The 26,514-nt window shown below is 45.7% G+C and carries 35 protein-coding genes and 1 riboswitch; of the genes, 28 read left to right on the top strand and 7 right to left on the bottom strand.

What is annotated here, in order from left to right; translation table 11 throughout:
- From BUA12_RS02315 to BUA12_RS02275, 9 genes are all read left to right on the top strand, one after another.
- Entirely contained in the window at positions 1 to 1,050 is a 1,050-nt protein-coding gene (locus tag BUA12_RS02315; protein ID WP_072707899.1) for a PstS family phosphate ABC transporter substrate-binding protein, read from the top strand.
- Between the two features lie 80 nt (positions 1,051 to 1,130).
- Entirely contained in the window at positions 1,131 to 2,054 is a 924-nt protein-coding gene (pstC, locus tag BUA12_RS02310) for a phosphate ABC transporter permease subunit PstC (RefSeq protein ID WP_072707897.1), read from the top strand.
- On the top strand, positions 2,055 to 2,933 hold the full coding sequence (gene pstA / locus BUA12_RS02305; protein ID WP_072707895.1) for a phosphate ABC transporter permease PstA: 879 nt from the start codon (positions 2,055 to 2,057) through the stop codon (positions 2,931 to 2,933).
- 16 nt (positions 2,934 to 2,949) lie between these two features.
- Entirely contained in the window at positions 2,950 to 3,807 is an 858-nt protein-coding gene (pstB, locus tag BUA12_RS02300; protein ID WP_072707893.1) for a phosphate ABC transporter ATP-binding protein PstB, read from the top strand.
- The gene (gene phoU / locus BUA12_RS02295; RefSeq protein WP_072707891.1) at positions 3,785 to 4,453 is read left to right on the top strand and encodes a phosphate signaling complex protein PhoU; all 669 of its coding nucleotides are present in this window, start codon (positions 3,785 to 3,787) and stop codon (positions 4,451 to 4,453) included. Before pstB ends, phoU begins: the two co-directional genes overlap by 23 nt.
- A 92-nt stretch (positions 4,454 to 4,545) precedes the next feature.
- On the top strand, positions 4,546 to 5,103 hold the full coding sequence (locus BUA12_RS02290) for a 5-formyltetrahydrofolate cyclo-ligase (RefSeq protein WP_072707889.1): 558 nt from the start codon (positions 4,546 to 4,548) through the stop codon (positions 5,101 to 5,103).
- Between the two features lie 3 nt (positions 5,104 to 5,106).
- Positions 5,107 to 6,522 carry a rhomboid family intramembrane serine protease gene (locus BUA12_RS02285; protein WP_072708869.1) on the top strand — a complete coding sequence of 472 codons (1,416 nt, stop codon included), beginning with the start codon at positions 5,107 to 5,109 and terminating at the stop codon, positions 6,520 to 6,522.
- A 1-nt stretch (position 6,523) separates the two neighbouring features.
- On the top strand, positions 6,524 to 6,718 hold the full coding sequence (locus tag BUA12_RS02280; RefSeq protein ID WP_072707887.1) for a YqgQ family protein: 195 nt from the start codon (positions 6,524 to 6,526) through the stop codon (positions 6,716 to 6,718).
- Positions 6,715 to 7,674, top strand: coding sequence for an ROK family glucokinase (locus BUA12_RS02275; RefSeq protein WP_072707885.1), 960 nt, complete (start codon positions 6,715 to 6,717; stop codon positions 7,672 to 7,674). Before BUA12_RS02280 ends, BUA12_RS02275 begins: the two co-directional genes overlap by 4 nt.
- 59 nt (positions 7,675 to 7,733) lie before the next feature.
- Here the strand turns inward: BUA12_RS02275 and BUA12_RS02270 are convergent, their stop codons facing one another.
- Together BUA12_RS02270 and BUA12_RS02265 are read right to left on the bottom strand one after the other, a co-directional pair.
- Positions 7,734 to 8,462, bottom strand: coding sequence for an SDR family NAD(P)-dependent oxidoreductase (locus tag BUA12_RS02270; RefSeq protein ID WP_072707883.1), 729 nt, complete (start codon positions 8,460 to 8,462; stop codon positions 7,734 to 7,736).
- A gap of 66 nt (positions 8,463 to 8,528) precedes the next feature.
- Entirely contained in the window at positions 8,529 to 8,768 is a 240-nt protein-coding gene (locus BUA12_RS02265) for a DUF2759 domain-containing protein (RefSeq protein ID WP_084669830.1), read from the bottom strand.
- A gap of 92 nt (positions 8,769 to 8,860) precedes the next feature.
- On the opposite strand from BUA12_RS02265, the gene BUA12_RS02260 reads away from it, so the two are divergent.
- Entirely contained in the window at positions 8,861 to 9,493 is a 633-nt protein-coding gene (locus tag BUA12_RS02260) for an MBL fold metallo-hydrolase (protein ID WP_072707881.1), read from the top strand.
- Between the two features lie 40 nt (positions 9,494 to 9,533).
- Here the strand turns inward: BUA12_RS02260 and BUA12_RS02255 are convergent, their stop codons facing one another.
- A complete protein-coding gene (locus tag BUA12_RS02255) occupies positions 9,534 to 9,773 on the bottom strand; it encodes a DUF2626 family protein (protein WP_072707880.1) in 240 nt (79 codons plus the stop codon).
- Positions 9,774 to 10,001: 228 nt separating this feature from the next.
- Between BUA12_RS02255 and comGA the strand changes: the two genes are divergently transcribed.
- The 9 genes from comGA (at position 10,002) to BUA12_RS02205 (ending at position 17,248) form a co-directional block, all read left to right on the top strand.
- The gene (comGA, locus tag BUA12_RS02250) at positions 10,002 to 10,994 is read left to right on the top strand and encodes a competence type IV pilus ATPase ComGA (protein WP_072707878.1); all 993 of its coding nucleotides are present in this window, start codon (positions 10,002 to 10,004) and stop codon (positions 10,992 to 10,994) included.
- Complete coding sequence (comGB, locus tag BUA12_RS02245; RefSeq protein WP_072707876.1) at positions 10,957 to 12,012, top strand: competence type IV pilus assembly protein ComGB; 1,056 nt, start codon at positions 10,957 to 10,959, stop codon at positions 12,010 to 12,012. The genes comGA and comGB overlap by 38 nt, the downstream gene beginning before the upstream one ends.
- A 17-nt stretch (positions 12,013 to 12,029) precedes the next feature.
- Complete coding sequence (gene comGC, locus BUA12_RS02240) at positions 12,030 to 12,368, top strand: competence type IV pilus major pilin ComGC (RefSeq protein WP_072707874.1); 339 nt, start codon at positions 12,030 to 12,032, stop codon at positions 12,366 to 12,368.
- Complete coding sequence (locus BUA12_RS02235) at positions 12,334 to 12,777, top strand: prepilin-type N-terminal cleavage/methylation domain-containing protein (RefSeq protein WP_084669829.1); 444 nt, start codon at positions 12,334 to 12,336, stop codon at positions 12,775 to 12,777. The genes comGC and BUA12_RS02235 overlap by 35 nt, the downstream gene beginning before the upstream one ends.
- Positions 12,734 to 13,039 (top strand): hypothetical protein, encoded by a 306-nt coding sequence (locus tag BUA12_RS02230; RefSeq protein WP_072707870.1) that lies wholly within the window; start codon positions 12,734 to 12,736, stop codon positions 13,037 to 13,039. Before BUA12_RS02235 ends, BUA12_RS02230 begins: the two co-directional genes overlap by 44 nt.
- Before the next feature lie 112 nt (positions 13,040 to 13,151).
- Positions 13,152 to 13,430: a hypothetical protein gene (locus tag BUA12_RS02225; RefSeq protein ID WP_143146061.1), complete on the top strand. Its 279-nt coding sequence runs from the start codon at positions 13,152 to 13,154 to the stop codon at positions 13,428 to 13,430.
- Between the two features lie 158 nt (positions 13,431 to 13,588).
- A complete protein-coding gene (locus tag BUA12_RS02215; protein ID WP_072707864.1) occupies positions 13,589 to 14,092 on the top strand; it encodes a shikimate kinase in 504 nt (167 codons plus the stop codon).
- Positions 14,093 to 14,174: 82 nt separating this feature from the next.
- A riboswitch (glycine riboswitch) is annotated at positions 14,175 to 14,263 on the top strand.
- A 71-nt stretch (positions 14,264 to 14,334) separates the two neighbouring features.
- Positions 14,335 to 15,417, top strand: a complete 1,083-nt coding sequence (gene gcvT / locus BUA12_RS02210) for a glycine cleavage system aminomethyltransferase GcvT (protein WP_072707862.1) — start codon at positions 14,335 to 14,337, stop codon at positions 15,415 to 15,417.
- A 139-nt stretch (positions 15,418 to 15,556) separates the two neighbouring features.
- A complete protein-coding gene (locus BUA12_RS02205) occupies positions 15,557 to 17,248 on the top strand; it encodes an FAD-dependent oxidoreductase (protein ID WP_072707860.1) in 1,692 nt (563 codons plus the stop codon).
- Positions 17,249 to 17,427: 179 nt separating this feature from the next.
- Here the strand turns inward: BUA12_RS02205 and BUA12_RS02200 are convergent, their stop codons facing one another.
- From BUA12_RS02200 to BUA12_RS02185, 4 genes are all read right to left on the bottom strand, one after another.
- Positions 17,428 to 17,799: a rhodanese-like domain-containing protein gene (locus BUA12_RS02200; RefSeq protein ID WP_072707858.1), complete on the bottom strand. Its 372-nt coding sequence runs from the start codon at positions 17,797 to 17,799 to the stop codon at positions 17,428 to 17,430.
- A 174-nt stretch (positions 17,800 to 17,973) separates the two neighbouring features.
- Positions 17,974 to 18,195: an SA1362 family protein gene (locus tag BUA12_RS02195; RefSeq protein WP_072707856.1), complete on the bottom strand. Its 222-nt coding sequence runs from the start codon at positions 18,193 to 18,195 to the stop codon at positions 17,974 to 17,976.
- A complete protein-coding gene (locus tag BUA12_RS02190) occupies positions 18,192 to 19,100 on the bottom strand; it encodes a DUF1385 domain-containing protein (RefSeq protein ID WP_072707854.1) in 909 nt (302 codons plus the stop codon). Before BUA12_RS02190 ends, BUA12_RS02195 begins: the two co-directional genes overlap by 4 nt.
- A gap of 20 nt (positions 19,101 to 19,120) precedes the next feature.
- Positions 19,121 to 19,687 (bottom strand): putative periplasmic lipoprotein, encoded by a 567-nt coding sequence (locus tag BUA12_RS02185; protein ID WP_072707852.1) that lies wholly within the window; start codon positions 19,685 to 19,687, stop codon positions 19,121 to 19,123.
- A gap of 103 nt (positions 19,688 to 19,790) precedes the next feature.
- On the opposite strand from BUA12_RS02185, the gene BUA12_RS02180 reads away from it, so the two are divergent.
- The 9 genes from BUA12_RS02180 to BUA12_RS02140 all read left to right on the top strand — a co-directional run bounded on the left by BUA12_RS02180 (position 19,791) and on the right by BUA12_RS02140 (position 26,503).
- The gene (locus BUA12_RS02180) at positions 19,791 to 20,846 is read left to right on the top strand and encodes a M24 family metallopeptidase (RefSeq protein WP_072707850.1); all 1,056 of its coding nucleotides are present in this window, start codon (positions 19,791 to 19,793) and stop codon (positions 20,844 to 20,846) included.
- A gap of 23 nt (positions 20,847 to 20,869) precedes the next feature.
- Complete coding sequence (gene efp, locus BUA12_RS02175; protein WP_072707848.1) at positions 20,870 to 21,427, top strand: elongation factor P; 558 nt, start codon at positions 20,870 to 20,872, stop codon at positions 21,425 to 21,427.
- Between the two features lie 93 nt (positions 21,428 to 21,520).
- Positions 21,521 to 21,958 carry an acetyl-CoA carboxylase biotin carboxyl carrier protein gene (gene accB, locus BUA12_RS02170; RefSeq protein ID WP_072707846.1) on the top strand — a complete coding sequence of 146 codons (438 nt, stop codon included), beginning with the start codon at positions 21,521 to 21,523 and terminating at the stop codon, positions 21,956 to 21,958.
- Positions 21,958 to 23,304, top strand: coding sequence for an acetyl-CoA carboxylase biotin carboxylase subunit (gene accC, locus BUA12_RS02165; RefSeq protein ID WP_072708865.1), 1,347 nt, complete (start codon positions 21,958 to 21,960; stop codon positions 23,302 to 23,304). The genes accB and accC overlap by 1 nt, the downstream gene beginning before the upstream one ends.
- Positions 23,305 to 23,325: 21 nt before the next feature.
- Positions 23,326 to 23,676 carry an Asp23/Gls24 family envelope stress response protein gene (locus BUA12_RS02160; RefSeq protein ID WP_245772724.1) on the top strand — a complete coding sequence of 117 codons (351 nt, stop codon included), beginning with the start codon at positions 23,326 to 23,328 and terminating at the stop codon, positions 23,674 to 23,676.
- Between the two features lie 19 nt (positions 23,677 to 23,695).
- Positions 23,696 to 24,103: a transcription antitermination factor NusB gene (gene nusB / locus BUA12_RS02155; protein WP_072707841.1), complete on the top strand. Its 408-nt coding sequence runs from the start codon at positions 23,696 to 23,698 to the stop codon at positions 24,101 to 24,103.
- Positions 24,090 to 25,433, top strand: coding sequence for an exodeoxyribonuclease VII large subunit (xseA, locus tag BUA12_RS02150; protein ID WP_072707839.1), 1,344 nt, complete (start codon positions 24,090 to 24,092; stop codon positions 25,431 to 25,433). The genes nusB and xseA overlap by 14 nt, the downstream gene beginning before the upstream one ends.
- Complete coding sequence (xseB, locus tag BUA12_RS02145; protein ID WP_072707837.1) at positions 25,426 to 25,635, top strand: exodeoxyribonuclease VII small subunit; 210 nt, start codon at positions 25,426 to 25,428, stop codon at positions 25,633 to 25,635. Before xseA ends, xseB begins: the two co-directional genes overlap by 8 nt.
- Positions 25,625 to 26,503 (top strand): polyprenyl synthetase family protein, encoded by an 879-nt coding sequence (locus BUA12_RS02140; protein ID WP_072707835.1) that lies wholly within the window; start codon positions 25,625 to 25,627, stop codon positions 26,501 to 26,503. The genes xseB and BUA12_RS02140 overlap by 11 nt, the downstream gene beginning before the upstream one ends.
- The last annotated feature ends 11 nt before the right edge of the window (positions 26,504 to 26,514 follow it).

The following is a 26,514-nucleotide window of genomic DNA, read 5'->3' as shown; positions in this document are numbered from 1 at the left end:
ATGAAGAAGAGCTTGTTTCTTGCAGCATTGCTTATGAGCTTGATGTTCATTCTTGCTGCCTGTGGCAGCGGGGAAGCGTCTGAAGAGGAAAGTGCAGACGATACAGCCACTGAAGAGTCTGCTGATGATACAGCAGAAGAAGAGTCAATGGTGGAAGAAGGCTCTGAAGACGAAAGTGCATCATCTGAGGGCAGTGGTCCTGCTGTAATGGGTGGGGTCAACGAAGATGATGAGCAGATCGTCGGTGAAGGATCGTCCACAGTATTCCCAATACTTAACGTTCTAGTGGAAGATTTCAATGCTGAACATGGCGTCCCTGTTGAGCTTGGCGGAAACGGAACAGGCACAGGTTTCAGTGCATTGATAGATGGTTCTGCACAGTTTGCGAACGCTTCACGCCCGATCAGTGAAGAAGAGGATCAGCAGCTTTCAGATGAAGACATAGATTACACTGAAGTCCTGATAGCGACTGACGGCCTGACAGTAGCGGTCAACCCTGAAAATGACTTCGTTGATTATTTGACTTTTGAAGAACTTCACACCATTTTCAGTGGCGAAGCATCCAGCTGGTCCGACGTACGTGACGATTTCCCTGATGAAGCGATTTCCGTATATGGTCCTGATCAGTCACATGGTACGTTCGACTTCTTCAATGAAGAAGTCATGGATGAAGAAGGTGTGGACGCCGAACTGATCCAGGACACGAACCAGGTCGTCTCTTCCGTAATTGGTGACCCTAATTCAATCGGATTCTTCGGGTATGCGTTCTATGTCGAAAACCAGGATAATTTGAACGCTGTGCCAATCCAGGGCCCTGACAGTGAGGAAGCTGTGGAACCTACATTTGAAAATGTCATGAGTTTCGATTATCCTTTGGCCCGTCCACTTTACTCTTATGTAGCCACTGAAGCGCTCGAGAATAATGAAACACTTCATACTTTCTGGGAGTTCGTAATCGTGAACTCGGCGGATGCAGCAGAAGCGGTAGGCTATGTACCACTTGAAGAGGAGGCAATTCAGGAAGAGTACGATAAGTTACCCAACAGCTGATCACAAATCAATATAGATTATTGGCCTGAAATGGACGGGATGATTCTCCCCGTCCTTTTTGAACGAAATGGAGGCAAAGCATGAGCAATTATAATATACAAGAAATGATTCAAAAAAATAAATCCAATAAAGGTGCATTCGTCGAAAAGTCGATTCCAGTCATATTATTCCTGATTACATCAGTTTCAGTTTTAGCGACGATCGGCATCCTTTATACGTTGATATCCCAGTCACTGGAGTTTTTCAGCAGAGAATCATTCACTACATTCATCACATCCGCTGACTGGAACCCCTACGGTGCCGAGCCGGAGTTCGGTATATGGGCCCTTATAATGGGAACTTTGAAAGTCGTCGTGATCGCAACGGTCTTTGCAGTCCCTGTCGGTCTCGGGGCGGCGATCTACTTAAGTGAATATGCAACTGAACGTCTCAGGAAGGTCATCAAACCGGTACTCGAAGTGCTTGCAGGCATACCGACGGTCGTATACGGCTTTTTTGCAATCAATTTCGTAACTCCCGTACTTCAGTCGATCTGGTCTGAAATCTCTCTCTACAACGCGGTCAGCGCCGGTCTCGTCGTGGGGATCATGATCATCCCCATGATCGCGAGCCTGAGTGAAGACGCCCTGAGCGCAGTGCCGAACTCGATGCGCGAAGGATCGCTCGGCATGGGAGCAACCAGGCTTGAGACGACTTTCAAGATTGTCCTGTCCGCTGCAGTATCGGGAATCATCGCATCAATCGTCCTTGCAGTATCCAGGGCCATCGGCGAAACGATGATCGTATCGATTGCAGCGGGAAGTACGCCCAATGCGAGTCTTGACATCACATCATCGCTGCAGACGATGACCGGTTTCATAGTCCAGATCACTTCAGGTGATGCGGCATACGGTTCGTCCCTTTATTTCAGTTTATTTGCAGTGGGGATGACATTATTCGTCATTACATTCGCAATGAATATAATATCACAGTGGATCACTAAGCGTTACAGGGAGGAATATTAAATGCAGCTGATTGATAAAAGCGTGATTGCCGGGAAACGTTCAGGCAGGCTGGCACTGAATAATTCGATGAAATGGGCCTTCTTCCTCTGTACTACAGTCGGGTTGGTGGTGTTGGTGACTCTGATCGTGGACACCCTGATGGACGCTGTCGGTTATCTGGATTGGGATTTCCTGACGAGCTTCAGTTCCGCACGTGTGGAATCTGCCGGCTTTTACGGAGCGGTCATCGGGTCACTCTGGCTGATGGTCGTGACGGTCCCGGCCGCAATTTTCCTGTCGGTCGCCACTGCGCTTTACCTGGAGGAATATGCACCTAAAAACAGATTGACCGATTTCATTAAAATCAACGTCTCCAACCTGGCGGGGGTGCCTTCAGTGGTGTTCGGACTTCTGGGGCTCGCAATTTTCGTCCGGGCCATGGCGATGGGAAACTCTGTACTCGCTGCCGGGCTCACCCTTGCACTGATGATCCTTCCGGTCATTGTAGTATCGTCGCAGGAGGCCATCCGCTCCGTGCCGTCCTCGGTGCGTGAAGCATCCATCGGCATGGGTGCGACAAAATGGCAGACGGTTTCAAGGATCATCCTGCCGGCGGCGATACCCGGCATCATTACAGGTATCATACTCGCCATATCACGTGCAATCGGGGAAACGGCTCCGCTTGTCGTCATTGGTGTGCCGACGACACTGCTGGTGACACCCGACGGCGTATTAGACTCTTTCCAGGCCATGCCGATGCAGATTTATGCATGGATCAAAATGCCTCAGGAGGAATTCCAGTACTTGGCCGCAGCCGGCATCATAGTATTGCTCGCAATACTTCTCCTGATGAACTCGGTGGCGATCTTCATTCGTTACAAGTTCTCGCAACGTTATTAATTTGGGGGTAAAATCAATGGTGAATATAATGACAAAAGAAAAGAATACTGTAACACGAGCCGCAGGCACCACTGTCGTGGAAGACAGATTCCGGGACAGCGCAGCAGACGATGGCATCAGAGAACCCGTTTTTAAAACGAATAACTTCAACTTATGGTACGGGGACAATCATGCCCTGCAGGATATCAACCTGACATTCAATCAGAATGAAATCTCAGCGATCATCGGGCCGTCAGGCTGCGGCAAATCGACATTCGTCAAAGCATTGAACCGTATGGTCGAGCTCGTGCCTGTCGTCAGGACCGAGGGCGAGATTCTCTACCTGGAAAATAATATCTTCGACAGGAAGATGACCGTGGAAGAACTGAGGACGAAAGTCGGGATGGTATTCCAGAAACCAAACCCATTTCCAAAATCGATTTATGACAATGTGGCTTACGGCCCGCGTGTCCATGGCATCCGTAAAAAGAAGGTGCTTGATGAAGTGGTGGAGAAAAGTTTACGTGATGCAGCAATATGGGAAGAGGTCAAAGACCGTCTGAATGAAAATGCCTATGGCCTCTCAGGCGGGCAGCAGCAGCGTGTATGCATCGCGAGAGCGCTCGCCACTGAACCCGATGTCATTTTGATGGACGAACCGACCAGCGCACTTGATCCCGTTTCCACGACAAAAGTGGAAGACCTGATGCACGAACTCAAGAAAGATTACAGCCTCATCGTGGTCACTCACAATATGCAGCAGGCAGCGAGAGTATCGGATACGACCTCGTTCTTCTATCAGGGGTATGTCGTGGAACATGACGATACTAAGATCATCTTCGAAAATCCGAGAGATCAGAGAACTGAAGACTATGTCTCCGGAAGATTTGGATAAAGTGGGTTTCAGGGAAAAGTATACGGGTGAACTCCAGGCCCTTGTGGATGAAGTGATCGAGCTGGGTCGTCTATGCTATGAGCGTCTCCAGGGTGTGACCGGCGTGCTCAGCATGGAAGACATCACCCCGGCGAGGGAACTGGTCTTGGGGGATAAGGAAGTGAATAGGAAAGAATACAATATCAACTCGAATGCCGTCACACTCATCACGACCCAGGCACCTGTTGCAACGGATACAAGAATCATCATCTCAAGCATCAAGATCGCCTACGACCTGGAGCGGATCAGTGATAATATTGGAAATCTCGGAGAGGTGAGGAAGCGTGTGAAAATCACGAATGAAAAACTGCTCCTCCGTCTGAGTACGATGGAACAGCTGGCTTCCCTGATGCTTAAAGATGTCCTCACCGCCTATTTGGAACAGGATGCTTCCCTATGCGAAGAAGTTTATGAGAGGGATGAAGATATAGACAGCCTGTTTGTCCATGTGACGACTTCCGATATATTCGAAGAAACCGATTTGTTCGTCACCGGACAGAGTCAATTATGTGCCAAATATCTGGAACGGATCGGTGATCATGTCAAGAATATCGCCGAGCATGTTTATTTCGTACTCACTGGTGACAAGATTGAAAAATTGGATTAAACAAAATGAAAGCACCCGCAGTGGTGCTTTCATTTTGTTTTTAAGACATGTATATTTATAATTGAGTTATATAAGGAAAGTAGGGATCATGAATGTCCAAAAAAGAATCAAGAAAAAAGATGATCGGCCGGCTGTCCGGCCTCGACGAAAGTTATAAGCAGCAGCAGGAGGATGTACTCAAATCCGAGCTGATCGACTATATTAAAAGCAATGATTTCAAATCAGTGGGCATAGTCCTGTCCATGCCCCACGAAATGGATACGGACAAAATCATCCTGAGCCTGCTTGATGATGGCATAGAGGTTTACAATCCGGTCTGCGACTATGAGAAAAAGGTGATGAATTTCCATCCGTTCACCACAATGGATGAGGTGACGCTTGACGAAAAAGGAATCCGGATACCACCTGTGACCACTCCCTTCAATGATTTCGACCTGGTCGTCGTGCCGGGCCTCGTATTTGATGAGGCAGGCTACCGCATCGGATACGGCGGCGGGTTTTATGATAAATTCCTGAAAGATTTTGGGGGACATAAAGTTTCTGTCCTCTTCGAAGAGCAGTTCGGTGAAGTGGAGAAGGAACCGCATGACATACCTGTGGACTTCATCATCACTCCCGACAGAAAACTGAATGCCAAAGCAGGTCGTTGATTGATGTCTGAAATATGGAGAACAGCCTATGAAGTCATAAGATTCACCAATTATTCCTTTTTCAATCATGATGATTACAACAATATCATATGGCTGAAAAACGAAGCGAGCCAGAGCATGATGCTCATCAATGATGGCATGATGTCGGCGGAGAGAAGGGGAATGCTGACAGAGAATGTGATGAGCCGTCACTCGGAATTCTCAAGGATCGCGGGATTCGAGATAAAAAATTTCAAAGTATACCATGAAACGTCTGAACCTTTCAAAGAAAAGGTCAAAGGCGATGGCATCAAAATCACACATAAAGGCATCAGCAGTTACAGCAGCCTGATCAATCATCCATACTACAGGCTCGAAATGCAGCAGCAGACTAAAAAGACGGAACAGCACCATGCGAGAAAAGTGACTTCGTCACATCCACTCGAGTCCCATCTCAGCAAGTATACACCGATGACTTATCTGCTTGTGGCAATCAATGCGGTGCTCTTTATGATAAATGCCTTCCATATCAATATACTGGGGTCACTTACGATGGTTGATCAGCTGGCGGTGAGCTACCATGCTGTACTGAACAATGATTACTACCGCCTGCTCTCAAGCACTTTCCTGCACAGCGGTATGGAGCATTTCCTCTTCAATATGGCAGCCTTGTTCGTACTGGGTAAATTTGTGGAGTCATTATATGGTAAATGGGGTCTGCTGCTTGCCTATGTGTTGACAGGGACGCTTGCCAGCCTGTTTTCACTGATGTTCCTGACGGATGCCGTCTCTCTCGGCGCCAGCGGGGCGATTTACGGACTGCTCGGGCTGATAGTGGTGCATCTTCTGCTCAATAAAAGCATGGGGTATAAGTTGTTGATGCAGGTGGCAATCATATTTATCGCCATAGCATTCCTGTCTTCATTGTTCAGCAATGTCAACCACTATGCGCATGCCGGTGGTCTGATGGCCGGACTGCTGCTCGGGGTGCTCTACAATCCTTACCGTTTTCAGATGAAATGGTACATCGGCGCTGCAGCTGCCTTTATTGCCATGGCGGCAGTACCCATTTTCTTCCTCGGCACCGGAAGCGGAAATTCGGAAGAGAGCGCAGTAGATACGGCAGCACTGGAAGCAATGGGGAACGGGGAGTATGAAGAGGCACTGATGATGGTGAATGAGCGCTTTGCCGAGGGCACGGAGACAGGTCTCACCTATTTTGCTCTCGCTTCTCTGTATGAACATGCAGGCGAAGATGAAAAAGCGCAGGAATATTATGATCTGAGCCTGGAGATGTCACCCGGAAACGAGACCATCGTCAAACACCGGCTGATGGAACTGCGTAAGAACAGACAATATGATGAAATGAAGGGCATCGTCGACGGGCTGGATGAGGTCAACGATCCTGACCTGCAGCTCATCATTGAGGAGTTAGAGTGAATTGAAGAACGATCTGACGTATATAAATGATATACTGTTGCGCTTCGGCATCTATGTATATGATCGCGACATGAGCAACAGACTGATGCTGATGAAGATGGAAATCGAGGAACTTCATAGGAATCAGCTGATAAGCAAGGAAGAATATCTCAATTCCATTTTAATAATCAATGGAAGGATGGCTGAAGAAGAATGATTCTAGCAGTGGATATTGGCGGCACCACATGCAAGCTTGGTATATTCGACCTTTCTCTCAAGCAGATCGCCAAGTGGCAGATTCCGACGGAGACAGGCCGGGAGGGCAGGGATATACTCCCGGCTGTGCATGCGGCATTCAAAAATAAAACCGGTGAGCTGGGCCTTGAGCCCCTTGATTTTACTGGTGTCGGCATCGGTGTGCCGGGACCTGTCGAGTTTGAGTCGGGTACTGTCAATGGCGCGATCAATCTGAACTGGCACACTCATAAAAACGTAAAAGAAGAATTCGAATCCCTCAGCGGCCGCCCTGTGATAGTGGATAATGACGCAAATCTTGCCACGCTGGGTGAACAGGCCTTCGGTGCAGGCCGCGGCTGCAAGGACGTCGTCATGTTCACTCTCGGGACCGGGGTCGGCGGGGGGATCATTACAGATCATCATCTCGTTCATGGTGCGAACGGCAGTGCAGGGGAGATTGGCCATATTAAAGTGGCGGTGGAAGAAGGCTTCATTTGCAACTGTGGCGGCGCAGGCTGTCTTGAAACTGTCGCTTCGACACTTGGTCTTAAGAACATGGCACGGAAATACCATTCGGAATTCAAGGACTCACCTTTGAGGCAGTATATTGAAAATGATACATTGAACGCTCTCACCGTTTTTAAAAATGCGGAAAAGGAAGATCCGCTCAGCTTATTCCTGGTGGAAAGAATGGCTTTTTATCTTGGCATCGGAATCAGTAATGTCACTGTCATGACGAACCCGTCACACATCCTGCTGGGCGGGGGGCTGAGTCAGGCGGGAGAAACCCTGCGCGGCAGAGTGCAGACATATTTTGAAGAATATGCTTTTCCACCTGCGGCAGAGGGTGTTGAAATCTTCCTTGCAGAACTTGGTAACGATGCGGGGATATACGGCGCAGCAAAAATAGTGTCCCAATATATTGGCCGGGCATGACAGAAGACAACCCGCAAGAGTGATCCAATGTCACTTTTGAGGGTTGTCTTCATTATATCTTATAAAAAGTCACTGATGCTGAAACTTTCGCTGAAAGCGAAATTATCTGATGTGATCACACGTTTCAGGACGTAGGCGACGGTCTTTTTATTGTATAATTTATTGGTCTCTTTATACTTTTGAAAGCGGGCGAGATCAGGAAAATCTGTCTCTTGGGAAGACCTGATTTCCTGCTGCATATCCGTGTCGATGATCCCCGGCCTGAAAGTCGCGCTGAAAATTGGGTACTTCAACCTGTCCATTTCGAGCCTCAAGACATCACTGACCATATTCACAGCTGCTTTCGAGCTGCAGTATGCGGCCCAGCCTTCAGTAGGGTTCAAAGCGGCTCCGCTGGACACTGTAAGGATCCTCTTTGCCCCACGGTGGTCCTTGAAGTGATTGACGAAGCCCTTCATGAATAAAGCCGGCGCGAGAACATTGACCTTATAATTATTCAGGAAGCTTTCAGCATCTATATTTGCAACGGACTTCACCGGATCGACGATCCCTGCGTTATTGATCAAAAATATCTCATCGCCATGTTGCGGGTCAATCGAGCTGAAAATTTCATCGACTGATTGTTCCAGCTTATTTTCATCAAGGAAATCTATATGGAATGCCCTGTGGAGAGGATACCCGGTTTCCACTTCACTCCTCGAAATACTGATGATCCTGTCTTCCTGGAACATTTCCAGCAGAGCGTTGCCCAGCCCCCTTGAAGTTCCTGTTATGAATACATATCTCATTGAAATCTCTCCTCATACAAAATATAAAAAAGAGATTAGGGTCTCCTAATCTCCATGATTTAATGTCTAAACTCCAAGTTCCGGGTAGCCGTATGTAAGTATCGTCGCAACCGTGAAGAAGCCGAATGTCAAAGTTGCAGCAACACTGAATACAACAGCCAATATATTTCTTGCTTTAAGTGCACCGATGATGCCCCAGATTGAAAAAGCAGTAACGATGACCATCAGCAATGCAAAAGCATTCAGACCGAAACGAATTGTCACGCCGCCAATTTCAAAGAGTTCTCCTGTGTCTAAGAAAGGCATAGTATTGTAACCCCCCATATTTCTCTTTAAGCTCATTGTTATTGTATAATTAATATTGTACCATGTCTAGAAGAATTTTAGGGAGTGGTTAGATGGATGTTAAAACTTTATCATTGGGGATGCTCGGCACGAATTGTCATTTGCTTATAAATGGAGAAGAAGTGCTGATTGTAGACCCTTCCGACGAGGCAGAGGTCATTGTTGAGGCCATTGATGAAATCGGCCTTCCTGTAGCCGGTATTTTATTGACCCATGCACATTACGATCATATCGGCGCGTTGGATGAAGTCCACGGGAAGTATGGGGTGGATGTCGTTATGAGCGGTGAAGAGAGGGAATGGATCAGGGATCCGCAATTGAACATGTCCGCCAAACGCGCCTCATTAGGCTTCAGTCCCATTGCGAGTGACATCAAACCTGTACTTGTGGAGGAAGGACCGTATTCAATCGGCAGTTTCAGTTTTGAGATATTTCATACGCCGGGTCATTCTCCAGGCAGCTTGAGTTTTTATTTCGAGGGAGAGGGGAAGATATTCTCAGGCGATGTGCTGTTCAAAGGAGGCGTCGGCAGGACGGATTTGCGAGAAGGCAGTTTTGAAGTGCTGATGCGTTCCATCAAGGATAAGCTCTTTCTGCTGGATGGCAGGACGACGGTTTATCCGGGGCACGGCGCAGAGACTTCAATAGAGAAGGAAAAGGCGACGAACCCTTATATATTTCAATAAAAAAAGTTCAAACCCGCGGGGTTTGAACTTTTTTGCTTTTCTAGCCGAAAGCCGGCTCCATCATAAACGTCGTATAATAAGTAAATCCAACGAAGAAGAATACCAGATATGCTGCAAATATATACACATACATTCTCTCAGTCAATTTCATATATCCGAGTAAAATGAAGAATCCTGTCTGGGCAAGGAAGAATAAAGTCATCATCATCATATCTCCCACATAGAACAGAATAGTGAACATCGCTGTCCAGAAACCTAAAGTTTTAAATACCTTATCCATTGGAACAGTCCTTTCATCGAGGTGATATTTATATACATTTCATCATTACTAATTATAAGTAATGTATTTCGTAAAGTAAATAGGGTTTATATTAAATCTGCTGTCAGTTAATTACATAATACTATAATCGTCCTCATTTATATATACCGAATTCAAAAATCTGTGTAATTATCTCAGAAAAGATCAAAACCATGAATTTCAGGCTTATATACAGTAGGAGGGATAATTATGAAAAACAAAATAAGAAATATTTTGGAAAGTGCCAAGGAGAAGCAGGCGTCGGACATTCACATTACACTTGAAAGTGAATGCGGAAGAGTGAAGTTCCGTCAAAAAGGCATGATGAGAGATTTCTCGGAAATCACAAAAGATGAATATAAGCGAATAGTGAATTATTTAAAATTCATCGCTGAACTTGATATCAATGAACATAAAATCCCTCAAAGCGGTAAGACCTCGGTTAATGTGCATGATGCGGAACTGACAATCAGAGTCAGCACATTGCCTCTCACTTTAATTGAGGAAGTCGTCGTCATCAGGATACTTGATTCTTTGACTGAGCGACAGTCGGGAACACTGTTTTTAAATGAAGCTGAGTTCGATTTCTTCAAAGATTACATCCAATTATCCCAGGGGCTCATCCTGTTTACAGGGCCGACAGGGTCGGGAAAATCCACACTCATGTTTAATTTGCTTAACGAGATCATTAAGGATGGGACGCGCCAAATCATCAGCATTGAAGATCCGATCGAATATGAAATTGATGGGATGATCCAAGTCGAGATCAACGAGAAAGCAAATATCTCCTATGAGCCTTTACTCAGAGGTGCACTGAGATGTGACCCGGATGTATTGATGTTCGGAGAGATCAGGGATAAGTCGATTGCAAGGGAATTGATACGTGCAAGCCTTTCAGGACATCTTGTTTTCAGCACTTTCCACAGTAAGTCGGCCATCACCACACTCAGCCGGCTGAAAGATTTCGGTCTTTATGATGAAGAGTTGAAACAGAGCATTTCCCTCATCATTAATCAGAGGATTCTTCATTCAGAGGCTGGAAGCTTCATCATCTATGAGTTTTTAAGTGCGACACAAATCAATGATTATCTTCTGGGTCACCCGGTCGATTATGTGACATTGAACGACCGGATCATTTCATTAAAAGATGAAGGGTATTTAAGTCATGAAGAATTCACTCATTACACACAGAAATTCCAATAAACTCGGTATCTATGATGCACATTTCCTGCAGAAATTGAGTGCGCTGATGAACAGCGGATTTACGATGTACAACGCATTGAAATTTTTGCTTGAACAATACGATGGCCTTAAACCGCATACTAAAGAAGCAGCGCAGAGGATGATAGAAGAGGGGGAAAAACTCAGTGAAATACTGAAGATGCTGGGGTTCAGGAAATCAATAATCATCCAGGTCACTTTTGCCGAAATTCATGGGGAAATGATAAATAATTTAGAAGAATCGTCACTTTATCTGGAAAATAGAAGAGCGACATTTTCAAAAGTGGTCAAGGCCATTCAATATCCACTTCTTCTGATCAGCATATTCATCATTATGCTGATCATTTTAAATTATACCGTCATCCCTCAGTTTGAATCTCTTTACACCTCCGTCGGAGCCGAGGCGGAAGGGATTGTCAGCATATTGACCACACTTTTGGAAGTCCTTCCCAAAACAGTGATTGGGATGATGGCAGGTCTTGTGGTCGGGGGAGTTTTCATTTATACAATAATCAGATATGTCCCGGTTGAAAGCCAGTTGAAAATCCTGCTAAAGATTCCCCTGTTAAAATTTTATGTAGTGAATTACCATACTTACAGGTTTTCCAGGGAATTCGGTTATTTTATAAACAACGGCCTGGAAGTTAAAGAAATCATTGCACTGTTTAAAAATCAGTCTTTAAGCAATTACTTAAGTCACATTGCCGCATTGATTGAAATTGATCTGAATCGGGGGGACTCCCTCTCTGAGGCTGTCAGTCACATCCCAGCCCTGGATAATAAACTTTCGACTTTCATCAGCCACGGGGAACTGAATAGTGATGTCGGAAAGGAACTCGTCATATTCAGTGAATACACGCTTGAAAAGATAATCATGAAAATTGAAAATTTGACGAAAAAAATACAACCGGTGATCTTCACTGTGCTCGGAGTACTGATCATCTGTCTTTATCTGGTGATTGTTCTTCCTATCTTTCAGATGATGTCAGTCGTTGGTTGAAAAATGGAGGATTTAAAATGAAAAAAACATTTATGAAGAAGTGTATTAAAAACGAGGACGGATTTACATTGATAGAGATGCTCCTGGTGCTGCTGGTCATATCCGTGCTGATCATACTCATCATCCCGAATATCGCTGCACAGAGTTCAAATGTACAGAATACAGGATGTGATGCACAGGTGAAAATGGTTCAGAGTCAGGTGGAAGCTTACACATTGAATGAAGGTTCAGATCCGGCTAATATCGGTGCGCTTGTATCTGGTGGTTATATCACCAGTGAACAGACGGCTTGTGCGAATGACGTTCAAATTGTGGTGACAAATGGACAGGCCCAAAGAGCAAGCTCAGGGAACTAGCGGGTTTACAATGATGGAGATGATGCTGACACTTTTTCTTGTCAGCATCATTTTACTGATTTCCGTCAGCACCATTCCTGATTATGATGTTCAAGACATCGATGAAGAACTGGATAGTATCTCATATTTCTTCAAGGCAGCCCAGACCCGGGCGATTTATGAAAAATCCGCACACATCATGATGATGGACCATGAGAATAACCGTTTGATTGCCAGGTCTTTTGACGGCAGGAATGTTTCACAGCATGAACTGAACGGCTGCAGATTGACAGCCAACGGGTTGAAAAGGTTCATGTATATGGCGTCCGGGGATACGAACGCTTTCGGAACGATCAATCTGAAATGCGGGGAGGAGGAAGTGCGTATTGTTTTCCAGATTCAGAAAGGACAGTTCAGAATTGAAAGATGAGGGATTTCTGCTTGCCGACTCACTGTTGTCATTGATGATCTTTGTCATGATAACAAGTATATTACTGCCTGCTGCTTTACTTCTGGTGCAGTATGATGTCAAGACGAAGGAGCAGCTCGACTTCAACAGGCATTTATATATAGTCATGAACGGCTATGAGGACTTCGATGAATTCAAAGATCAGAGTAAAGGATATGTTATCAGTCAGGGTGAGATCTGTGACAAAGATGAAAAGGATTTATGTATTGTTTACAAAAATTGAGGGTTTCAGTTATATCGAAACGTTATTATCCCTCTCAATAATCAGTATGATTGCTTTCATAATGCCCGGTGCCTTCAGTGTATTTTCCCAAATGGAGTTGGTGGATGCCAATATGGAAGGTGATATATTCGTGATGGATATCATAGCGGTTTCAGGAACCGCAGAGGAAGTGATCACCAATGGCAGGGACACCATCACTTTTGAGACGGCCAGGGGACACGAGGAGTACAGGTACCGCAATTCAAGAGTCATCAAGAGTATTAATGGGGAAGGCTTCATCACCATGATGTTCGATGTAGTGGAATGGAAGATCAATGATAAGGAAGAAGTGGTAAGTCTAAAAGTCAAAACGAATGGGGAGTTCGATGAAACGCTTATTATTAAAAAATGACGGATTTATCAGCTTTTCGCTTTATATCGTTTTAATTTATTTGATTACGGTGTACTATCATTTTTATAATAGGTATATGATGATAATAGAAATCAGATCGAACCTGATATTGATTTATGAGAATTACATTCATCAAATAATTGGAATAAGGTGAAATCATGATTTTGACAGGTTTTATGGGCAGCGGAAAAACCACCGTCGGCCGCAGGGTCGCTGAGTTGCTGGGCAGGGAGTTCATCGACCTCGACCATTATATCGTCGAATCCGAAGGGCGGACGATTCCTTCAATATTCGAATCGGACGGTGAGTCCGGTTTCAGGGCAATCGAAAAAGCATCATTGAAAAAGATCATCAACAGCACTGATGCCGTCATTTCGACCGGGGGCGGCATCATTACATATGAGGAATCGAGAAATTTGCTTAAAGATAATGAACACCACACCGTGTATTATTTATCGGCCCCTTTCGAACTTTTGTACGAGCGCATCAAAGATGACGAAAACAGGCCGATGCTGAAACAGGGTTACGAAGCGGTGAGTGCGCTCTATGAATCAAGGGCCCCCTTCTATGAGGAATCCTGCCATTATACGGTCGATGCGGCGCTTTCAGCGGAAGAGACGGCGGGAATACTGCTGGCCCTTGAAAATACGGGCGGAAAATAGTTTTAATGTATCTAATACTTGCCTACCATTTCTTATTATTGGTATAATGCAGTAGTGTACAGAATAACAGTCATATCAGCGTAAGATCAATACTGGAGAGCACGATGAGTCGTCGCCGAAGGAGCAAGCCGTCAAGGTGAATCTCTCAGGTAAAAGAACAGTATTGTGACGCAATCCTGAAGATCATTCAACAGGGCAACTGAGCAGTTGTTCTGTTTTAACTATTTTAAGGAGGAATTTAAATGGCGGAATTGAAGAAAACCCCGTTAAACGAGTATTATCATGAAAGTGGTGCGAAACTTGTAGATTTCGGCGGTTGGGAAATGCCGGTACAATTTTCAAGCATCAAGGAAGAGCACAATGCTGTAAGGGAAAAAGCAGGGATTTTTGATGTCAGCCATATGGGTGAAATCAAAGTGTCCGGCAAGGAAGCTGTAGAATTCCTGAATCATGTGCTGACTAATGATATTAACAAATTGACTGATGAAAAAGCACATTATACTTTCCTATGTAATGAGAAAGGCGGAGTCATCGATGACCTCGTTGCCTACAAACTGGACGAAGAGGAGTATCTGCTTGTGGTCAATGCAGGCAACACTGATACAGACTTCGAATGGCTTAAATCAGTAGAAGGATTCGATGCCAAAGTCGAAAACGTTTCTCCGGAGTGGGGTCAGATCGCAGTTCAGGGGCCTGAGGCCAGAGATATGGTCCAGAAGCATGTTGAAGAAGACATCAGCGGAATCAAGATGTTCGGCTTCAAAAAGAATGTTTCAGTCGACGGCAGTGAAGTCATCCTTTCACAGACAGGCTATACAGGTGAAGACGGCTTTGAAATTTACTGTAAGAGCGAAGACACCGTAAAACTTTGGAAACTCTTCAGAGACGAAGGTGCAGTCGAATGTGGACTTGGTTCCCGAGATACGCTGAGGCTTGAAGCAGGTCTGCCGCTTCACGGCCAGGATCTTACTGAAGAAATTACGCCTATCGAAGCGAAAATGGGCTTTGCAGTCAAAGTTGATAAAGGTGACTTCATCGGTAAAGAAGTGCTGCAGAAGCAAAAAGAAGAAGGCGCAAAACGTAAACTCCAAGGCTTTGAAATCACTGGCAAAGGCATTGCACGTACCGGTTATGAAGCGTACGATAAAGATGGCAATAAAGTTGGTGTAGTGACGAGCGGTACCCAGTCACCCGCCTCCAAACGCTCCATCGGTTTTGTAATGGTGGATACTGATTTCCACGAGCTGGAAAAAGAGTTCATCATAAAAGTCCGCAACAAAGATGTGGATGCTAAATTCGTCAAAACACCTTTCCACAAAAACTAATTAAATCACAGCAGGTCTGGGACTCAAGTCCCGGACCTTTTTTCATGTCACTGTCTGTTCAAATTTGAACAATGATTTATATTGATTATATACCCCTATGGGTATATAATGGGAACAACAGAGACAGGAGGATGAAGTGATGAAAATTGTAATTGTTGGAGGAGTGGCGGGTGGCGCCACAGCAGCCACACGCATCAGAAGGATGGACGAATCAGCAGAAATCATCATGCTTGAACGAGGGGAACATGCCTCCTACTCAAACTGTTCACTGCCTTACTATTTAAGTGATGTTGTGGAGGACAGCAGCAAACTGCTGGTCATGTCAGAAGAAAAATTTTTGGATCAGTATAATATAGATGTCAGGACTCTGAACGAAGTGATTGAAATCGACAGAGATCAAAAAAGAGTGATGGTGAAGGATCTGACGAGCGGAGAAACATATGAAGAGTCCTACGACAAACTGATAGTCTCCCCGGGTGCAAAGCCCATCATGCCAAAGAGCATCGGCGGCATTGCTATGCCCCATGTGTTCTCTTTACGCAATGTAACGGATATAAGAAAAATCGAGGGATATATTGATGAAAATGATGTGAAGCATGTAACCATCGTCGGGGGCGGCTTCATCGGTCTGGAAGTTGCTGAAAATCTGGTTGAGCGGGGCACGCAGGTGGCACTGATCGAGGCGCAGAACCTAGTCATGGCCCCTTTCGATTATGACATGGTGCAGATCCTGCATAAGACACTTCATGATAATGGGGTGGACCTTAAAGTCAATACCGCCCTTGAACGGGTGGAGAAGGACAGGGTTAAATTCAGTGATGGCAACTCACTTCATACAGACATGGTCATCATGGCGATCGGTGTTGCTCCCGAAACAGAACTCGCCTCCCAGGCAGGTCTCGAAATCGGCCGAACCGGCGGCATCAAAGTGGATGCACGCTACCGGACTTCTGATGAAGAGATATATGCCATTGGAGATGCGATTGAAGTCACCCACATGCTCACTGGGGAATCAACACGCCTTGCACTTGCCGGCCCGGCACAGAGGCAGGCACGTACAGTGGCGGACGATATTTTCGGCGGTGAGGCTTTTGAAGCACTGGTCACCGGCACAAGTGTCGTCAGGGTCTTCGACTATAACGCGGCCTCAACCGGGCTCAACGAAAAAATGGCAACTGCCTTCGGAGCCGATTATGGAACCGTCCATGTCATCCCCCCGGACAAGGTCGGCCTGATGCCGGACAGTCATCCGATGCACTTCAAACTTTTATTTGACAAGCACTCGGAAAAAGTGCTCGGTGCCCAGGCAATAGGCAAAGGAAACGCCGATAAGCGGATTGATGTCATCGCAACCCTCATCAAGATGAAGGGGACAATCAAAGACCTTAAAAATCTGGAGCTCGCCTATTCCCCTATGCATGGCACTGCCAAGGATGTCGTCAACGTGGCAGGTCTTGCTGCAGAGAACATACTGAAAGGGGACCTCGCTCAGGTGCCGGTATCAAAAGTTCGCGAGCTCGTCGAAAGTGGTGCCTATATTGTGGACGTACGGGAAGAGAAGGAGTACGCAGCAGGACACCTTAATGGTGCGCATAATATACCACTTTCAAAACTCAGGGAGAGAATGGATGAAATTCCTGAGGACGTCCCCGTATTCCTGCACTGCCGCACCGGTCAGAGAAGTTATAATGCTTTCCGTCTTCTGAGTAATAAAGGGGTTGGAAATATAAAGAATATCAGCGGAGGCTATCTGGGCATCAGTTTCTTTGAGTACTTCAACGATTTGGTTGAAAAAAGAAGTCCGATTGCAGATTCCTACAATTTCAATTAGTCCCGGTGGCTGTATGGAGGATTTCTTTTCAGGACATGCCTGCCGGAAATCATGAGTGACTCCTCTATTGGGGAGGACCTTTGAAAGAACCCGGAAACTCATGCGTATATAAGAATGGCGATTCACCCTGATGGATGAACCGCCATTTTGTTTTGATTTCAGAGGACTTCCCACTCCTCTTATTTATTTTTCGATTTTATTTTACCCGTCCATTTATTGATGCCGTTCTTCAGCATATAGACATCCGTATAGCCTTTTTTCTTCAGCATTTTTGCTGCCCGGATGGAAAGTCTGCCTGTCTGATCGTACAGATAGATCGGTTTATCCTTCCGCAGTGAATTCATTTTGATGGAAAAGTTCATTATCGGGATGTTTCTGGCCCCTATGATATGACCGTGTTCAAACTTTTCCTTCTCTCGTAAATCGACCAACTGCACTTTGCGCATATTTTGTTTAAATTCATCTTCTGACAATGCCTTGACGTTTCTCATGTTCCGAAATCCATTAATCAGTAATATCGCAATCAGTACGGCCAACACGATTAATATCATTAACCAAGTGTCCACTTCTTGTCCTCCTCGTAAATTCAAGCATATTTTATATTATAATTAACTTTCTGTGACTTTTAAAGAGTAAAGTCATGGAAGGGGGCGCAGCGGCGGTAAGTGCGGCAGGCAATAAAATGAAAGCCGCCGGGAATTTTACCGCCGGCGGCCTCCAGACCATCATTTCCTCTTTTTATATTTCCTTTTTGACTTGCGCACAGCGCGTCTGTACTGCCTCTGGCTCGGTGTCAGTATGAAGAAGTAGTACACCGCATACAAAACGGCACCCAGCACCAGTATAAATATGAGTGAGCTGAGGATCATATTCAGCACCATATCCAAATTGAAAACCAGACCCACGACCGCAATGGCTATGAATATATATAGGAGAATTTTTTTCAAGCTTTTTCCCTCCGTACAAGTTGATTGAATGAATGGATGGCAACTTCCACCTGGTCATCCTGTGGGTGCTTGGTCGTCAGGTACTGCAGCCACAGCCCCGGCAGGCCAAGCCATTTAAGGACGGGCACATCCCTCAGCTTATTCGTCAGTTGCAGTACTTCGAACGATAAGCCCAATACTACGGGTATGAGAAGTATCCTGTTGATGACCCGGACATATAAAGGATCCACGGGGACGAACATATAGACGACGAATCCCACCAAAACTGTAAATAATATGAATGAACTGCCACATCTGTAATGCAGTCTGGAGCTGTCCTGCACATTGTCGACGGTGAGCGGCTGATCCGATTCATAAGTATTGATCACTTTATGTTCCGCACCGTGATATTGGAACAGTCTTTTGATCATGGGAGTAAAGGATATCGCATAAATGTATCCAAGTAAGAGGAGGAGTTTGAAAAATGTCTCAAGAGCGACCTGTCCAAAATGACCGGTGACAATTCCTGAAAACATTTCTGCAACAAAGACCGGGATGAGTGTAAACAGGAATTTGCCCACCAAAAAGGAAAGGATGGCCACGATCACAGTTGAAACGACTATCTTAGCAGTGTTGGCGGATTGTTTTTCCTCTTCGATGTTCTCATCATCCTCAGGGTCCCTCTCAAAACGGTCGGTGGCATACTCCATATGCTTCATACCGTATACGCTTGATTCTATGATGGCGACATTGCCTCTCAATATCGGTATCTTCTTTAAAGTCTGCACCCATTTCTTCTGCGGACGTTCCATTTCAAAATATTCAATTTCATCATTCGTTCTCCGTATCGCAGTCACCATATTGCTGGTGGACTGGAACATCACACCTTCAACGACTGCCTGACCGCCAAACTTAGCTTTTTCCATAATCTACGCTACTTTCCTGATTAATAAAATTCACTGATGCCATTCAGGGCGGAGACGCCCTCTTCCACGCCATCCATATTATCATCCTCTGCACCATTTTTTATATGAGCCAGGGCTGCAGGGAATGCCTCATGAGCCAGCTGAAGTGAATTGTGCCTTCTCATCAGCGTTTCATTCAACTCAATTTCAATGACTTCCTCTTCATAAGTATCGATGGTCTCCTCGATATCCTGGATGATGATTTCAATATCATCCTGCACTTCACTGAGCTCCTCAGTTTGCCGGGCCTCCTCGATTAAAGTGCCGAGCGACTCCAGCTCACTTATCAGAGATGAAGAATATTCCTCGACGATGGCCATGTATGCCTGGACATCCTCATCATTTTGTGAAGTTTCCACCTGGGAAATTTCATTCTCCAGAATTTCAAGCCTTTCCCTGTTACGTTCAAGCGCCACGGATTCCGTCTGCAGCATTTCCCCGAGCTCTTCACGCTGCTGCTCCGCAGAAGCGAGTTCCTCTTCCGGGGAAGGGCTGCCGCATGCAGTGAGAATGATTATAAACATACTTATAATTAATAATTTTTTCATACCTCTAACTCCCTAACATCATTTTATTATTTTAACATGTTATGTCATACTTATAAATGAAAAAGAATCTTGATTATTGTAAAATACATTTTGAGGTGAAAACATGACTAAAATCGACAAGGTCCGGGAATTGATTGATTCCGAAGGGATTGATGCTTTACTCATCATGAGTGATTACAACAGAAGGTATCTTTCCGGTTTCACGGGATCGAGCGGCGCTGTGATCATTACAAAGGATGAGAAATATCTGGTGTCCGATTTCAGGTACAATGCCCAGGCACAGGAGGAGGCACGGGACTTTGCATTCGTATTGCAGAAAAATGCCCTGCTTGATTTCCTCATACAGTTTCTGGAAGAGAAGGATTTGAATGTCATCGGCTTTGAAGGGGCGCATGTAAATTACAATACATACAGCCGGCTTGAACAAAAGTTTGATATGAAACCCCTGACGAATGAGATTGAAAAGATCAGAATGCATAAAACATCCGATGAACTTCAGCTGATAAAAAAAGCATGTGAAATTGCAGATGAAGCATATGAGCATATACTGAATTATATTCAGCCGGGCATGAGTGAGCTCCAGGTGAAGAATGAGCTGGAAAGCCATATGACGAAACTCGGTGCAAGCGGTGCAAGCTTCGATACGATTGTGGCAAGTGGATACAGGGGGGCGCTCCCGCACGGTGTGGCTTCTGAAAAGATCATCGAGAGAGGCGAGATGGTTACATTGGATTTTGGAGCTTATTATAAAGGGTATGCCTCCGATATAACACGTTCATTCGCTGTCGGTGAGGTCAGTGAGGAAATGGAGCGCATCCATAATATCGTCCTTGAAGCACAACTTGAATCCCTCGATCGCATCAAAGCCGGCATGACCGGTTCTGAAGCCGACAAAGTGGCACGCGATGTAATTGCAGGACACGGCTACGGGGAGAACTTCGGCCACTCCCTCGGCCATGGCTTCGGACTGGAAGTGCATGAAGGGCCGGCCCTTGCTAAAAGCAGCGATACGGTACTTGCAGAAAACATGTGTGTGACGATCGAACCGGGTATATATGTCGAGGGCCTCGGCGGTGTAAGAATAGAGGATGACTGTGTTGTGACGGAGAACGGACTCGAAAAACTTACACACAGCTCGAAGCAGCTGTTCATTCTATAACTTAATAACAGGAGGAAGAAAATATGATTTCAGTAAACGATTTTAAGACAGGTTTAACGATTGAGACGGACGGCAGTATTTGGAGGGTGACGGATTTCCAGCACGTCAAGCCAGGAAAAGGTGCAGCTTTCGTACGCAGTAAGTTGAAAAATTTAAGGACGGGCGCCATCCAGGAAAAGACTTTCAGGGCCGGTGAAAAGGTTGCACGGGCCCAGATAGACAATATGAAGATGCAGTACCTTTATGCAGATGGGGATACTCATGTTTTCATGGACAATAATTCCTACGAGCAGGTGGAGCTCCAGGCTTCCCAGCTGGAACACGAACTGCAGTTCCTGAAAGCGAATATGAATGTGACCATCATGATGTACGGAAGCGAGACACTCGGGGTCGAACTGCCTAAATCAGTGGAGTTGGAAGTGACGGAAGCTGAACCCGGCATCAAAGGGGATACTGCTTCAGGTGCGACTAAAGCAGCAACGCTGGAAACAGGCGTTTCCGTTCAAGTGCCTCTTTTTGTCAATCAGGGCGATACCGTGGTGGTCAGTACGGATGACGGCTCATACGTGTCAAGGGGATAAAAGCAGAGTTCTCTCTGCTTTTATTATTTTACTTGAATTGGTATGACCACTGAAGTAGAATTATAGAAAGAAATTTTCTTAAGGAGTATTGCTATGAACTTTGATGATCTTGATAAACTTATTGAACGTATGGAAAAGGCCTCCCTCTCCGAAATATCTTACAAGGACGGGGAAGTGGATATTAAATTGAAAAAAGAAATGCAGAAGGAAATGGTGCAGACACCTGCACAGCCCGCGCCGGCTGCCCAAAGCGCCGAAAAGCCGGCCGCTGCAGAATCAGGCCCTGCTGAAAAAGAAGGCGTGCTCGTCAAAGCGCCGATGGTCGGCACTTTCTACAAAGCACCGTCCCCGGAATCCGACCCGTTCGTCGGTGTCGGGGACAAAGTCTCGAATGACAGCGTAGTCTGCATTCTGGAGGCGATGAAACTGTTCAATGAAATCCAGGCAGAAACTTCCGGTGAAATCGCTGAAATTCTTGTCGAGGACGGAGAAATGGTTGAGTATGATCAGCCATTGTTCAGAATAGTATGATTAAAAAAGTACTGGTAGCCAACCGCGGTGAAATTGCAGTAAGAATCATACGTGCCTGCAGTGAGCTTGGAATCGAGTCTGTCAGCATCTACTCAGAGGCTGATGAGAACAGCCTGCACCGGAAGATTGCAACGGAATCCTACTGCATCGGACCAAAATTATCAAAGGACAGCTACCTGGATATGATCAGCATCATCACAATTGCGAAAAAGACCGGGTGTGATGCGATTCATCCGGGCTACGGATTTTTGGCGGAAAACAGTGATTTTGCAGAAATGTGTGAAGCTTCGAATCTCATATTCGTCGGGCCGATGTATGAGACCATCGCTCTGATGGGTGTCAAGGATGTGGCCAAAAATACGATGGAAAAAGCCGGCGTCCCGACTGTCCCCGGCAGCGACGGCGTGATCCAGTCCATTGAACATGCCAAGGAAATCGCTGGGGGTGTGGGTTACCCGGTCATCATCAAAGCAAGTTACGGCGGCGGTGGGAAAGGTATACGTGTCGCGCGTAACCAGGAAGAGCTGATTCAAAATTACAGGATGACGGAACAGGAAGCGGAAAGTGCTTTCGGCAATAAAAGCCTCTATATTGAAAAATACATTGAGAACTTCCGTCATATCGAAATTCAGGTCCTTGGAGATTACCACGGGAATGTGGTCCATCTCGGTGAAAGGGACTGCACGGTGCAGCGCCGCATGCAGAAGCTCGTCGAAGAAGCACCGAGCCCGGTCCTGTCCGAGGCCAAACGTCGGGAAATGGGTGAGACGGCAGTCCGGGCGGCCAAGAGCATCGATTATATCGGTGCCGGAACGATAGAGTTCATCTATGACTTGAATGATGATAATTTTTATTTCATGGAGATGAATACACGCATTCAGGTCGAGCATCCGGTGACAGAAATGATCACGGGGATCGACCTTGTCAAGATGCAGCTCAAGATTGCCATGAGGGAAGTGATCCCCTTCACCCAGGAAGACATCACATTCAACGGCCATGCGATCGAGTATCGGATCAATGCCGAAAATCCATCCAAAAATTTCATGCCTTCAGCCGGTAAAATCACCAATTACATCATTCCGGGCGGGTTCGGCGTAAGAATGGATACAGCAGCTTACAGCGGCTACACCATCCCTCCTTACTACGATTCAATGATCGCAAAACTGATCGTTCACAGCGATTCAAGGGGAGAGGTCATTCAAATTTCAAAAAGAGCACTCGGTGAATTCATCATCGACGGCATCGATACGACGATTCCATTCCACATGAATCTGCTCAGAAACGAAGACTTCATAAATAACAATTACAACACAAACTTTTTAGCTGAAAATGATATCATGTTATAATGGTATCAAGAGGTGATGTCAGTGGAAATTTCAACAAAAAATTCAAATTTGGGTATTATCAATATTTCTCCTGAAGTAATAGAGGTCATAACCAGCATTGCAGTCACGGAAACCCCGGGCGTGCACAGTCTCCAGAATAATTTTGCGAGCGGAAATATAGAGAAGCTCGGTAAAAAGTTCCGCGGGCGCGGTGTCAAAGTCGATTTGAAAGATGATGAAGTCATCCTTTCGATTTATGTGGCATTAAAAGAAGGGGTGAATGTCCATAAGGTGGCTGAGAACATTCAGTCCAATGTCAATCAAACCTTACGCACTATGCTGGAACAGCAGGTCAAAGAAATCAATGTTCACATTGTGAACATCATTAAATAGAGATAGATTGGTGTTATTTATGAACAGACATGAACAGCGAAAGAAAATATTTCAAATACTTTTCCAGATCGACCATGATCTGGTGGCCCTGGAAGACGTGGCTTTTTATGATCTTTATTCGGAACATGACTATATCACGGGTGTCATCGGTTATTATATCGAACATAAAAAAGCGGTGGACAGCAACATCAGCAGACACCTGAGCAACTATACCCTGGAAAGGATTTCCAAGGCGGAGAGGAATGTTTTGAGGATGGCCATCTCGGAGTTGATGCTCCGCGAATCACCGCCAAAAGTGATCATCAATGAAGCTGTCAAGATCATCAAACTTTACGGCGACAGGGACAGCTATAAATTTGTGAACGGTGTGCTTAAGAACTACCCGGAGTTTTATGCAGAAATGGACGAAGAACATGATGGACAATAATAAGTATTTATCAGTGAAGGCACTGACAAAATATTTAAAATACAAATTCGACCAGGACCCGTATCTACGACGGGTCTTTGTTACAGGTGAATTATCAAACGTCAAGCACCATACCAACGGCCATATATATTTCGCATTGAAGGATGGGCAATCTGTCATCAGAGGTGTCATGTTCAGGTCTTCTGCGGGTAAACTGACCTACAACCCTGAAGAAGGGCAGAAAGTGCTCATAGAGGGAAGGATAAGTATATTCGAAATGAATGGCCAATATCAGATCTATGCTGAGGATATTCAGATGGATGGTATTGGCCAGCTTTTTGAACAGCTGGAAAAAGATAAGAAGGCACTTGCCGGAAAAGGATATTTTGATCCCCGTCATAAAAAAGCCCTTCCGAAATATCCGGAGCATATTGCAATAGTCAGTTCGGCCACCAGTGCTGCGGTCAAAGACATGATCACCACATTCGAAAGGCGCTATCCGCTGGTCCGTCTCACTTTGTTGAACACCCTGGTGCAGGGACCTGAAAGCAGGCAGGATGTGATCAGGAAACTCAGGCAGGCGGACACTCTGGGGGTGGATGTCATACTCCTCGCCCGAGGGGGCGGTTCAATCGAGGATTTATGGACCTTCAATGAAAAAGAGGTCGCTCTCGAGGTATTCGGGACCCGGACACCGGTCGTCACCGGGGTGGGGCATGAAACAGACACGACACTGGTGGATCACGTCTCTGATTTGAGGGCACCGACACCGACCGCCGCCGCTGAGCTAACAGTGCCGTTCCATCAGGATATTGCAGAACGGCTGAAGGAGACCGGGTTGAAGATCACCCGCAACCGGATGCAGGCGATCCAATCCGGGAAGCAGGCGCTTCTCCCGTTGTCGGGCTATTACAAATTCAAGACACCGGCCTTACTTTATGATCAGCAGACTGAAAAGCTGATCGTCCAAAAAGATAAACTGTCAAACAGTTTTAACAGGCAGTTCACAGATCATGCGCATTCACTGAGCCGGCTCAAATCGACCCTCACCCACCTCTCCCCGATGCCTGACATCAAAAGAGAGCGTAATCGCCTGGCTGTTATGAATGAAGACCTGGATGATGCCGTCGAAGCGGTCAACCGCGACTTCAGGCAGAAATTACTGAGCAGAATCGATATGCTGGATTCACTCAGCCCGAGCGCAGTATTGAAACGTGGTTACTCTTATACCGTCAAGGACGGCGACGTCGTCAAAAATGCCCGGGACGTTGAAAAAAATGAGGTGATCACCAGCCATTTCCTCAAAGGCAGCATTATCTCAAAAGTGATAGAGGTGAAAAAAGATGAATGAACAAAAAACAGAAACTTTTGAAGAAAAGATGAACAGGCTTGATGAAATAGTGCAGGCGCTCGAAAAAGACGATGTGCCGCTTGAAAAATCACTCGAACTATATAAGCAGGGGATAGAACTGTCACGTGAATGTGAACGTATCCTGAAGGATGCAGAACTGAAAGTGGAAACTTTAAATAAGGATACTGATAATGAAGAATAATATAGAGGAATATATGAAAAGAATCGACGATGTAATATTATCCCACCTGGATGGCGGCCACGTTTCAGGAACCATCACTGAAGCGGGGAGGTATTCAATCAAATCTGGCGGCAAGAGATTCAGGCCGTACTTATTGTTTGCAGCACTGGATGCTTTTTCCACCCCGTTGGAGAGAGGGTTGAAGACTGCCGGCGCGATTGAAATGATCCACACCTATTCACTGATCCATGATGATCTGCCGGCGATGGATGATGACGATTTAAGAAGGGGCAACCCGACGAACCATAAAGTCTACGGAGAGGCTGCGGCCATCCTTGCCGGTGACAATCTGCTGACTGAAGCCTTCCAACTGATTGCCGGGGATGAGCAGCTTGATCCCGCGACCAGACTGGAAGTCATACGTATCATTTCAAATTCTGCAGGTCATAATGGTATGATTGGCGGACAGATGCTGGATATCGAAGCAGAAAACAGGGAAATATCTTTTGAAGAGCTGGAAAAAATCCATAAGTATAAGACGGGCCGGCTGATCAGCGCCCCCGTCCATACCGCACTGGTCATTGCGGGTGCCGAGAATCATACCGCTTCCCATCTTTTGAGTTTTTCCGAGTATCTCGGAATCATTTTTCAAATAAGGGATGATATACTCGACGTCACAGGTGATGTGAAGGTGACAGGCAAAAACACCGGAAGTGATGCGCGTAAAGATAAAGTTACATACGTCAGCACATTCGGTCTTGAAGGTGCTAAAGAACGGATGGAACAGAAAGTGTCACTTGCTGAAGCTGAGCTTGATGCTGTAAGCGGAACAATAGATGTGACCGAACTGAAGAATGTCCTGAACAGATTTGCAATAAGGGACTATTGAATAAATTTCAC

It is taken from the genome of Lacicoccus alkaliphilus DSM 16010, assembly GCF_900142805.1.
GTDB classification, from domain to species: Bacteria; Bacillota; Bacilli; order Staphylococcales; family Salinicoccaceae; genus Lacicoccus; species Lacicoccus alkaliphilus.
The sequence above is the reverse complement of the archived record's forward strand: the minus strand, read 5'-3'. Positions and strand labels throughout refer to the sequence as shown.

Coding starts and splice junctions, on each gene's coding strand:
- BUA12_RS02315 (WP_072707899.1), top strand. CDS start 1: ATGAAGAAGAGCTTGTTTCTTGCAGCATTGCTTATGAGCTTGATGTTC.
- pstC (WP_072707897.1), top strand. CDS start 1,131: ATGAGCAATTATAATATACAAGAAATGATTCAAAAAAATAAATCCAAT.
- pstA (WP_072707895.1), top strand. CDS start 2,055: ATGCAGCTGATTGATAAAAGCGTGATTGCCGGGAAACGTTCAGGCAGG.
- pstB (WP_072707893.1), top strand. CDS start 2,950: ATGGTGAATATAATGACAAAAGAAAAGAATACTGTAACACGAGCCGCA.
- phoU (WP_072707891.1), top strand. CDS start 3,785: ATGTCTCCGGAAGATTTGGATAAAGTGGGTTTCAGGGAAAAGTATACG.
- BUA12_RS02290 (WP_072707889.1), top strand. CDS start 4,546: ATGTCCAAAAAAGAATCAAGAAAAAAGATGATCGGCCGGCTGTCCGGC.
- BUA12_RS02285 (WP_072708869.1), top strand. CDS start 5,107: ATGTCTGAAATATGGAGAACAGCCTATGAAGTCATAAGATTCACCAAT.
- BUA12_RS02275 (WP_072707885.1), top strand. CDS start 6,715: ATGATTCTAGCAGTGGATATTGGCGGCACCACATGCAAGCTTGGTATA.
- BUA12_RS02270 (WP_072707883.1), bottom strand. CDS start 8,462: ATGAGATATGTATTCATAACAGGAACTTCAAGGGGGCTGGGCAACGCT.
- BUA12_RS02265 (WP_084669830.1), bottom strand. CDS start 8,768: ATGCCTTTCTTAGACACAGGAGAACTCTTTGAAATTGGCGGCGTGACA.
- BUA12_RS02260 (WP_072707881.1), top strand. CDS start 8,861: ATGGATGTTAAAACTTTATCATTGGGGATGCTCGGCACGAATTGTCAT.
- BUA12_RS02255 (WP_072707880.1), bottom strand. CDS start 9,773: ATGGATAAGGTATTTAAAACTTTAGGTTTCTGGACAGCGATGTTCACT.
- comGA (WP_072707878.1), top strand. CDS start 10,002: ATGAAAAACAAAATAAGAAATATTTTGGAAAGTGCCAAGGAGAAGCAG.
- comGB (WP_072707876.1), top strand. CDS start 10,957: ATGAAGAATTCACTCATTACACACAGAAATTCCAATAAACTCGGTATC.
- comGC (WP_072707874.1), top strand. CDS start 12,030: ATGAAAAAAACATTTATGAAGAAGTGTATTAAAAACGAGGACGGATTT.
- BUA12_RS02235 (WP_084669829.1), top strand. CDS start 12,334: ATGGACAGGCCCAAAGAGCAAGCTCAGGGAACTAGCGGGTTTACAATG.
- BUA12_RS02225 (WP_143146061.1), top strand. CDS start 13,152: ATGGAAGGTGATATATTCGTGATGGATATCATAGCGGTTTCAGGAACC.
- BUA12_RS02215 (WP_072707864.1), top strand. CDS start 13,589: ATGATTTTGACAGGTTTTATGGGCAGCGGAAAAACCACCGTCGGCCGC.
- gcvT (WP_072707862.1), top strand. CDS start 14,335: ATGGCGGAATTGAAGAAAACCCCGTTAAACGAGTATTATCATGAAAGT.
- BUA12_RS02205 (WP_072707860.1), top strand. CDS start 15,557: ATGAAAATTGTAATTGTTGGAGGAGTGGCGGGTGGCGCCACAGCAGCC.
- BUA12_RS02200 (WP_072707858.1), bottom strand. CDS start 17,799: ATGATATTAATCGTGTTGGCCGTACTGATTGCGATATTACTGATTAAT.
- BUA12_RS02190 (WP_072707854.1), bottom strand. CDS start 19,100: ATGGAAAAAGCTAAGTTTGGCGGTCAGGCAGTCGTTGAAGGTGTGATG.
- BUA12_RS02185 (WP_072707852.1), bottom strand. CDS start 19,687: ATGAAAAAATTATTAATTATAAGTATGTTTATAATCATTCTCACTGCA.
- BUA12_RS02180 (WP_072707850.1), top strand. CDS start 19,791: ATGACTAAAATCGACAAGGTCCGGGAATTGATTGATTCCGAAGGGATT.
- efp (WP_072707848.1), top strand. CDS start 20,870: ATGATTTCAGTAAACGATTTTAAGACAGGTTTAACGATTGAGACGGAC.
- accB (WP_072707846.1), top strand. CDS start 21,521: ATGAACTTTGATGATCTTGATAAACTTATTGAACGTATGGAAAAGGCC.
- nusB (WP_072707841.1), top strand. CDS start 23,696: ATGAACAGACATGAACAGCGAAAGAAAATATTTCAAATACTTTTCCAG.
- xseA (WP_072707839.1), top strand. CDS start 24,090: ATGATGGACAATAATAAGTATTTATCAGTGAAGGCACTGACAAAATAT.
- xseB (WP_072707837.1), top strand. CDS start 25,426: ATGAATGAACAAAAAACAGAAACTTTTGAAGAAAAGATGAACAGGCTT.
- BUA12_RS02140 (WP_072707835.1), top strand. CDS start 25,625: ATGAAGAATAATATAGAGGAATATATGAAAAGAATCGACGATGTAATA.